The sequence below is a fragment of the Cyanobacteriota bacterium genome (assembly GCA_027618255.1).
In the GTDB taxonomy this organism is placed as follows: Bacteria; Cyanobacteriota; Vampirovibrionia; order LMEP-6097; family LMEP-6097; genus JABHOV01.
In genome coordinates, this window is sequence record JAQCFG010000082.1 from 1 (window position 1) to 7,126 (window position 7,126).

Sequence of the window (7,126 nt, forward strand, 5' to 3'; positions counted from 1 at the left end):
AATAAACAAACAAGCAAGTGTTGAAGCTCAAGATCTTAATCAAGACCTAGCTGCCGAAATCTACCAAGACGCTTACAGCAAAGCTGTTGAGTCTTACAACAAACTTCTAGAGATTGGCGTTTGCCGCGAGCAAGCACGCGGGATCCTTCCTGTCGGTTCGCACACAGAATTTATTACCACCGTCAACCTACGCAACTACATGCACTGGTACATACTCCGCGCACCGAGCGACGCACAATGGGAAATCCAACAATACGCCAAAGCGTCATTAGAACTAGTGAAGCAAAGATTCCCTGTTGCAATTGAGTGTTTTGAAGAACTTAGAGCAGAAGAAGCGCAAGAAGCAATCAAACTCGCTGAGCTTAAAGCAGCTGCCAAGAATAATTAATCAACAGAGACACTAGTTAAGATTTCTTTGTAGAAATTCTCAAAATCAACTAAATTATGTTTAATTACTGACTTGAGTATATCAATATCCAATACATCATACTCATGCACAGCTACATTACGAAAGCCTACCATTTTATTCATTTGTTTCCAAGTTTTGGAACTAATATACTCGTTATTATAGAGCAAATAAAAAGCATCACCCATCGACAATGGAACACCTAATGCCTTCTTAGAAACAATGTGTGAAGCAATATCAACACAAGCTTGAGAAGCTCTTTCAACATTAATAATTACTGAATCCTGAACCATAATTTCATCAAGACTATCAAGATCAAAATCTCTAGTATATTTTTTTATACTATTGAGGCAGTTTTGAATATTACGTATTTTAGCGTGAATTAAATCCAAATCAATGTTCATGAATTTTTCTCCAATGGACTATATTTACCCAGATCTTTAATTATATTACGATTCGATATTTTCAGGTCATGGTACTGCGTTAAAACCTGTGTCTTCCATGCTTCCCACTCAGCAAGATCATTTACTATCAACAATTCATGATTCTTTATAATTTGCATCCCAAGAGTAGGGTTAATCTTCTTGAGATTGACAATGTCAAGATTTCTATCAATATCATGCAATTGACTATATTTGGCTCTACGGTCAAAATCATTGTTCTTAGGTAAAAAAGCAATATCAATATCACTTTTATCATGCAGCTCATTATTGACTATGGAACCATAAAGTATCACAGCAAACAAATCATCATCGTTTTCAAATTGCTCTTTAATTATTTTCCTATAGTCCATAATCAACTCATCAAACTAAGCAAAATAGCTTTCTGTGCATGCAGTCTATTTTCTGCTTGATTAAGTATTGTAGCTTCGTGTTTATCAATTACTTCTGCTGTAATCTCTTCACCACGATGAGCAGGCAAACAATGTAAAACTATTGCTTCTGGTTTTGCATATTCATCTAAAAGCTTCATGCTAATTTGATAACCAGAAAATATTTTTTTGCGCCTAACAGCATCTCTTTCTTGTCCCATACTAGACCAAACATCGGTGTAGACGACGTCTGCATCTTGAGTTGCCTCAGCGACACTATGTGTGATCGTGGTGAATTTAGATCTAAACTCTTCTTTAGGCTCATACTCAAGAGGAGAAGCTACTGACATTTGGATGCCTAACTTGGTGCATGCAAGCATCAATGAATGTACAGTGTTGTTACCGTCACCAATATAAGCGATCTTCAGTCCCTTGAAACTACCAAAATGCTCTTTGATAGTGAGCAAGTCTGCCATGGTTTGGCAAGGATGCTCCAAGTCACTAAGTCCATTGATAATTGGGATACTAGCAAAGCTAGCTGTCTCAGTTAGAACTTCATGACCAAAGGTTCTAATCATCAAAGCATCAAGATAGCGTGACATTACTTTGGCAACGTCAGAGCGAGCTTCGCGCTCACCGATTTGAATCTCACTACTATTAAGTACAAGCACCGAACCACCAAGTTGTTTCATGCCAACTTCAAAACTAATACGAGTACGCAAGCTTGGCTTTTCAAAAATCAAACCAAGTGATTTACCCCTGAGTAACTTGGTCTGATCCTTGCCCTTTTTGAGATCTTTTTTAAGTTCTGCAGCCTGGTCCAAAAGAGCAAGTAGCTCTTTTTTGTTGACATCATTTATACTCAAGAAATTCTTTACCATACTGTAGATCCTAACATTATTTTGGCTTCAGACCATAGTCCTTCCAAGGTATCTACATCACATTCCTTCATAATAAGCCCTCTTTTTTTGCACAAATCCTGCATAACAGTAAACCTATCAATGAATTTATTATTTACCCTACGTAAGGCATCTTCTGGATCAATCTTGTACCATCTAGCGATATTAACAACAGTAAACAAAATATCCCCGAGCTCAAGCTCAGCATCTATCCTGGTTCGTTCATTATCGTAGCCATCTTGGTATGGATCCTTGCCAGTATCCAATCTATAATTCTCAATCACTTCTTGAAGCTCGCGAACTTCTGAATCAAGCTGCCCCCAAAGTTTGTTTTCTTCGTCCCACTCAAAGCTCTCTGTAACCGCCTTCTTGGATATTTTCCAAGCTCTCGCTAAAGCAGGCATATTGACTGGAATACCCTCAAAGAGTCCCTGCCGAGCTTTTTTCTCTTTGGCTTTTTCTGCGTCCCATAATTTATCAACCTCTTCAGTTGTTCCAGCTGCATCACTAGCAAAAACATGCGGATGTCTTTTGATCATCTTGGTATCAATACTATTGACGACATCAGCAAAACTAAAGCGTCCATTCTCTTCAGCAATACGCGAATGCAAAACTATTTGCAATAGAAGATCACCAAGCTCTTCTTTGAGGTTGTCAAAACCAGCTGCTCCATTTGATTCTTCCACTAGGTCTAGAGCTTCAAGCGCTTCATAGGACTCTTCGAGCATATATCGTTTGAGTGAACCATGACTCTGTTTGAGATTCCAAACACAACCCTTCTTTGGGTCTCTAATTTCTTCGATTGTTTTGAGAAATTTATCGATTTCTTTCATGAGCTACATCATAACATTTCAACCGTCATTGCGAGCCGGAAGGGCGTGTCAACACCATAGAGGCTCGCAATGACTCAAGGTTTGCTAGAATAAAGCCATGACCCAAAGCCAAGACATAGTCAAAGCCATACTCTCTGCCAAAACCGCAGTAGTAGTTTCCCACGTTAACCCAGACGGAGATACCCTCGCATCGATGCTCGCATTAGCTCAAGTACTTGAACAAGCCGGCGTCACTAGAGTAGATAGAGTGATGCACGATCAAGTTCCAGATATTTATAGGTTTTTTCCTGGACAAAACAAAGTCACTTGCTCGCAAGACACTGATATAGATATCTTGCAAGAATATGACATGAGTTTTAGTTGTGATTGCGGTTCCGTTGCTAGGCTAGGAAGCGCCGGTGAGATTTGGTCAAGAGCCAAAATCACTTGCAATATTGATCATCATCTTTCTAATCCACTTTATGGTGATCTCAATTGGGTTGACCCCAACGCTACTTGCACCGGGCAAGTAGTCAAAGAACTCGCTAATGCGCTAACTGAGTCAGGTAAAACTATTACAACGGATGTCGATCTTGCCAGCCTCTACTATATAACTCTCTTAACAGACACCGGTGGCTTTATGCACAGCAACACCAACTCTAGTGTCTTCACTTGGGCAGCTCAATTAGTTGAGCAAGGAGCAGAGCCAAGCAAGCTTTATCATGGACTCTTTAATCAAATGCCATTTCGTGCAATCAAAATCATTGGAGCAGCGCTCGACAAACTAGAACTAATCGAGATCAAACCAGGACTCACACTCGCTTATACTTACACTCTTAAAGAAGAACTTACAAAACTATCAGCCAAAGACGAAGACACCGATGAGATCGTCGATCACATTATGCGTATCAAAGATATTCAAGGATGTTTATATTTGCGTGAAGCCAAACAAGCTGGTCACTACAAAGGCAGCTTGAGAAGCGCCATTGAAGAGCTTGATTGTTCCAAGATCGCTTCGCAAATCAATGGTGGTGGTCATGCAAGAGCGGCTGGATTCAATATTGACGCTGGTACAATGGATGAATTGAAAGAAAAAGTAATTGCAATCATAACGAAGCAATCTAATTCATAGACAATAGTTATAGCTAGAATTTTTGCATTAGATTGCCGCGTCCTGCTTCGCACTCCTTGCAATGACCAACAAAAAATAAGGGAGCCTAAGTAAACTTAGACTCCCTCCCCCACAAGAAAATTGTTATATATTTAGTTTTAGCCGTCGGCTACAAACTGGGCTGGTATTTGCGTTAAAGACTCAATAATGACATCAGCTCTTTGCTGATCGCTCATTGTATCTAATGTCCTCCACATATACTTGACCCACTCCCTTCGCTCTTCATCCAAGAAATTATCGTTCTCGACAATAAACTCATCTGAGCTATTGTACTCCCTGTAATAGTATATTGCGGCAATCGTGTCCGCCATATACGAATAGGTGTAATCATCTACTTCAACTTTATCAACGATAGACTGACAATCTGATAAAAACCTCTCCAATAACAACCCTGGATCCAAGTGATCCTGGATAGTAAAATCCGCTTCGTACATACTTACCCCCCAGTGAAAACATCAGTAATTTCTCTGTACTGCTTTCGTACTAGTCTTATAGGCCTAGATGGTTTAGAGACGGTTAAGTATTATTGTAATAACGAATATTTTTTATTAAATAAAACTCATAAAGAGCAAAACATAGCTATAGCAGCAGTCTCCGCCATCAATAATCTTGGTCCCAAGCCCTTCGCTTCAAAGCCAATACTAGTTAAATGCTCGACTTCAGGCTCCGTTAAGCCTCCCTCTGGACCAACTAACAAAGTTATAGATCTACAAGACTTCTTAGAACTATTAGCAGCTTCTTGGTTAGCCAATCTTTCATTGGCAAAATAGTTTTGTTCTGAACTAGCTTTAATATCATCAAAATAGATCAATTCTGTCAATTCTGCAAATTTTGCTCCTTCACACTGCTCTGTAGCTTCTTGAATTATTTTTTCAAAACGCTTGCCTTGTTTTTTGATTGCTTCTATATATTGTTTTTGGCTTCTACTAAAAATCACCGGTACAAATTTCTGCACGCCCAGTTCAACAAGCTTGCGCAGCATAAAAGCAAAAGCCTCTGGTTTAATGACAGGAATATAAAAACAATACTGGCAATTGAGTTCTCGTTGAGATTCTTCTTCTTGATTAATCTCAAATAAGAGCTCTTGCTTACTAGCTTCAAGCATCGTCACATGAAATACTTTGCCCGAACCATCAATCATAGACAGCTCTTCTTTGTGTCCTGGCTTAAGACGCACAACATTATTGACTTGATGCAACAAGTCTGCATTGAGCACTCTAATTCTCTTTGTTACCGTATCTAGCTGATCATCAGCTGCAATAGTAAATCTATAATTGCGCACAGATTAGATTATAGCGTCATTATAATGCATAAGTTATAATATAGCCCATGCTCGATCTCAAGCTAATTAGAAAAGAACCAGATAAAGTCAAAGAACTTCTCTCCAGAAGGGATACTAGTCTTGCAGCCAAGATTGACCAAATTATTGCAATTGATATAGAACACAGAGCGGCGCTTCAAGAGAAACAAGAACTTGAAACCAAGCGCAACCAACTTTCTAAAGCAGTAGGAGTCAAAAAATCTCAAGGACAAGCTGCTGATGCTGAGATGCAAGAACTCGCTCAAATCAAAAGCAAAATGCAAACAATCTCCGATAAAGAACCAGAATTATTCAATCAACAAATAGCGATTCTTGAAGGGATTCCTAATTTACCTGCTGAGGATTTAATCGTAGGTGCAAATGAAGAAGCTAATCAAGAAGTCAGCAAATGGGGGGAGATTCCTAGTTTTGATTTCACCGCTTTAGAGCACGATGAGATCGGCAAGAACTTAGATATTTTTGATTTTGAACGTGGTGTCAAAATTGCCAAAAGTAGATTTACGCTAATACAAAAGCATGGCGCCAAATTAGAAAGAGCATTAATTAATTTCTTTCTGGATCAAGCTAGTCAAAATGGTTACAGAGAATGTGTGCCGCCGATCTTAGTTAATAGCGCATCACTCTATGGTACGGGACAATTACCCAAATTTGCAGAGGATATTTTCAAAGTAGAAAATGAAGATCTTTATTTAATTCCAACAGCCGAAGTCCCGCTCACTAATATTTATAGAGACGAAATTCTCAGCGAAGATGATCTGCCAATTTATCTTTGCGCTTACACTCCTAATTTCAGATCAGAAGCTGGTTCAGCATCTAAAGACACAAGGGGCATTATTAGACAGCATCAATTCAATAAAATCGAATTAGTCAAACTTTGCAAAGCAGAAGATAGTGCAGCAGAACACGCAAAGCTAACAAACGATGCCGAGTCACTCTTGCAAGCACTCAAACTTCCTTATCGCACAATGCTACTTTGCACAGGTGACATGGGCTTTGGTGCTAGCAAGTGCTACGACCTAGAGGTTTGGTTTCCTGGACAAGCCAAGTATAGAGAGATTTCTAGCTGCTCCAATTTTGGAGATTTCCAAGCTAGAAGAGCGCAAATCCGTTTCAAAAGGGACAGTAAGAGCAAAGCCGAGCTTGTTCATACAATCAATGGATCTGGGCTTGCTGTTGGCAGAACAGTCGCTGCCATCCTGGAGAACTACCAAAATCAAGACGGTTCGGTCACTGTGCCAATGGTTTTGAGACCTTATCTCGGTAATTTAGAGAAAATAGAGGTTTAAAATCACTGTCTTAACCTAGCCATAATCAAGTTACTGTTTAATTAGTATAATAGACATCCTGCAAAAACCCTTTTTGCTAGTGATGTCGACACAAAAAAGGTCGGAACGGTGCGGCGCACTAGTTCCGTTAGTAAAGATAAAGGGAACTTTCGCAGAAACTCTAAGGAACAGGAAAGAAATTATGGAATACGGTAACAATATCAAATTTGATAAACTCAGCCCACTTAAAGCGAGTATTACTGACGCCACGGGCGTTGGTAAAAAAATCAATGAACGTTCTGTAATGATAGCAGGTGGTTTAGCTCCTCTTTATATTAATGATGGTTTTAAAACAAGTTCATTAGAATCTGCAGCTGTTGCAAAAGCAAGAAAAACTAACTATGCATTGAGATCAGAAGATGTACTTAAGAATGATATGTT

At 39.2% G+C, this 7,126-nt stretch carries 10 protein-coding genes; 4 read left to right on the forward strand and 6 right to left on the reverse strand.

The window, feature by feature from the left end; all coding sequences use genetic code 11:
* Positions 1 to 388, forward strand: a 388-nt coding sequence (locus O3C63_09055) for an FAD-dependent thymidylate synthase (protein ID MDA0773076.1), incomplete at its 5' end; no start/stop codon positions are given.
* Here O3C63_09055 and O3C63_09060 read toward each other — a convergent pair.
* Genes O3C63_09060 through mazG form a run of 4 tightly spaced genes read right to left on the reverse strand, consistent with a single transcriptional unit; the run spans position 385 to position 2,949 of the window.
* Positions 385 to 810 carry a DUF86 domain-containing protein gene (locus O3C63_09060; GenBank protein ID MDA0773077.1) on the reverse strand — a complete coding sequence of 142 codons (426 nt, stop codon included), beginning with the start codon at positions 808 to 810 and terminating at the stop codon, positions 385 to 387. The two genes, O3C63_09055 and O3C63_09060, sit on opposite strands and share 4 nt — an antisense overlap.
* Positions 807 to 1,199, reverse strand: coding sequence for a nucleotidyltransferase domain-containing protein (locus O3C63_09065; GenBank protein ID MDA0773078.1), 393 nt, complete (start codon positions 1,197 to 1,199; stop codon positions 807 to 809). The genes O3C63_09060 and O3C63_09065 overlap by 4 nt, the downstream gene beginning before the upstream one ends.
* A 2-nt stretch (positions 1,200 to 1,201) precedes the next feature.
* The gene (gene argF / locus O3C63_09070) at positions 1,202 to 2,098 is read right to left on the reverse strand and encodes an ornithine carbamoyltransferase (protein MDA0773079.1); all 897 of its coding nucleotides are present in this window, start codon (positions 2,096 to 2,098) and stop codon (positions 1,202 to 1,204) included.
* Entirely contained in the window at positions 2,092 to 2,949 is an 858-nt protein-coding gene (gene mazG, locus O3C63_09075; protein MDA0773080.1) for a nucleoside triphosphate pyrophosphohydrolase, read from the reverse strand. Before mazG ends, argF begins: the two co-directional genes overlap by 7 nt.
* Before the next feature lie 97 nt (positions 2,950 to 3,046).
* Between mazG and O3C63_09080 the strand changes: the two genes are divergently transcribed.
* Positions 3,047 to 4,060 (forward strand): DHH family phosphoesterase, encoded by a 1,014-nt coding sequence (locus tag O3C63_09080; protein ID MDA0773081.1) that lies wholly within the window; start codon positions 3,047 to 3,049, stop codon positions 4,058 to 4,060.
* Positions 4,061 to 4,197: 137 nt separating this feature from the next.
* Here O3C63_09080 and O3C63_09085 read toward each other — a convergent pair whose 3' ends face one another.
* Both O3C63_09085 and O3C63_09090 read right to left on the reverse strand, forming a co-directional pair.
* The gene (locus O3C63_09085) at positions 4,198 to 4,533 is read right to left on the reverse strand and encodes a hypothetical protein (GenBank protein MDA0773082.1); all 336 of its coding nucleotides are present in this window, start codon (positions 4,531 to 4,533) and stop codon (positions 4,198 to 4,200) included.
* Between the two features lie 125 nt (positions 4,534 to 4,658).
* Positions 4,659 to 5,381 (reverse strand): RsmE family RNA methyltransferase, encoded by a 723-nt coding sequence (locus O3C63_09090; protein ID MDA0773083.1) that lies wholly within the window; start codon positions 5,379 to 5,381, stop codon positions 4,659 to 4,661.
* Between the two features lie 47 nt (positions 5,382 to 5,428).
* Between O3C63_09090 and serS the strand changes: the two genes are divergently transcribed.
* Positions 5,429 to 6,706, forward strand: coding sequence for a serine--tRNA ligase (gene serS / locus O3C63_09095; protein MDA0773084.1), 1,278 nt, complete (start codon positions 5,429 to 5,431; stop codon positions 6,704 to 6,706).
* A 181-nt stretch (positions 6,707 to 6,887) separates the two neighbouring features.
* Positions 6,888 to 7,126 (forward strand): hypothetical protein (locus tag O3C63_09100; GenBank protein ID MDA0773085.1); only part of this gene is annotated, 239 nt, incomplete at its 3' end.

Excerpts from the sequence above, each read along its gene's own strand:
- O3C63_09060 (MDA0773077.1), bottom strand. The coding sequence starts at position 810 with ATGAACATTGATTTGGATTTAATTCACGCTAAAATACGTAATATTCAA.
- O3C63_09065 (MDA0773078.1), bottom strand. The coding sequence starts at position 1,199 with ATGGACTATAGGAAAATAATTAAAGAGCAATTTGAAAACGATGATGAT.
- argF (MDA0773079.1), bottom strand. The coding sequence starts at position 2,098 with ATGGTAAAGAATTTCTTGAGTATAAATGATGTCAACAAAAAAGAGCTA.
- mazG (MDA0773080.1), bottom strand. The coding sequence starts at position 2,949 with ATGAAAGAAATCGATAAATTTCTCAAAACAATCGAAGAAATTAGAGAC.
- O3C63_09080 (MDA0773081.1), top strand. The coding sequence starts at position 3,047 with ATGACCCAAAGCCAAGACATAGTCAAAGCCATACTCTCTGCCAAAACC.
- O3C63_09085 (MDA0773082.1), bottom strand. The coding sequence starts at position 4,533 with ATGTACGAAGCGGATTTTACTATCCAGGATCACTTGGATCCAGGGTTG.
- serS (MDA0773084.1), top strand. The coding sequence starts at position 5,429 with ATGCTCGATCTCAAGCTAATTAGAAAAGAACCAGATAAAGTCAAAGAA.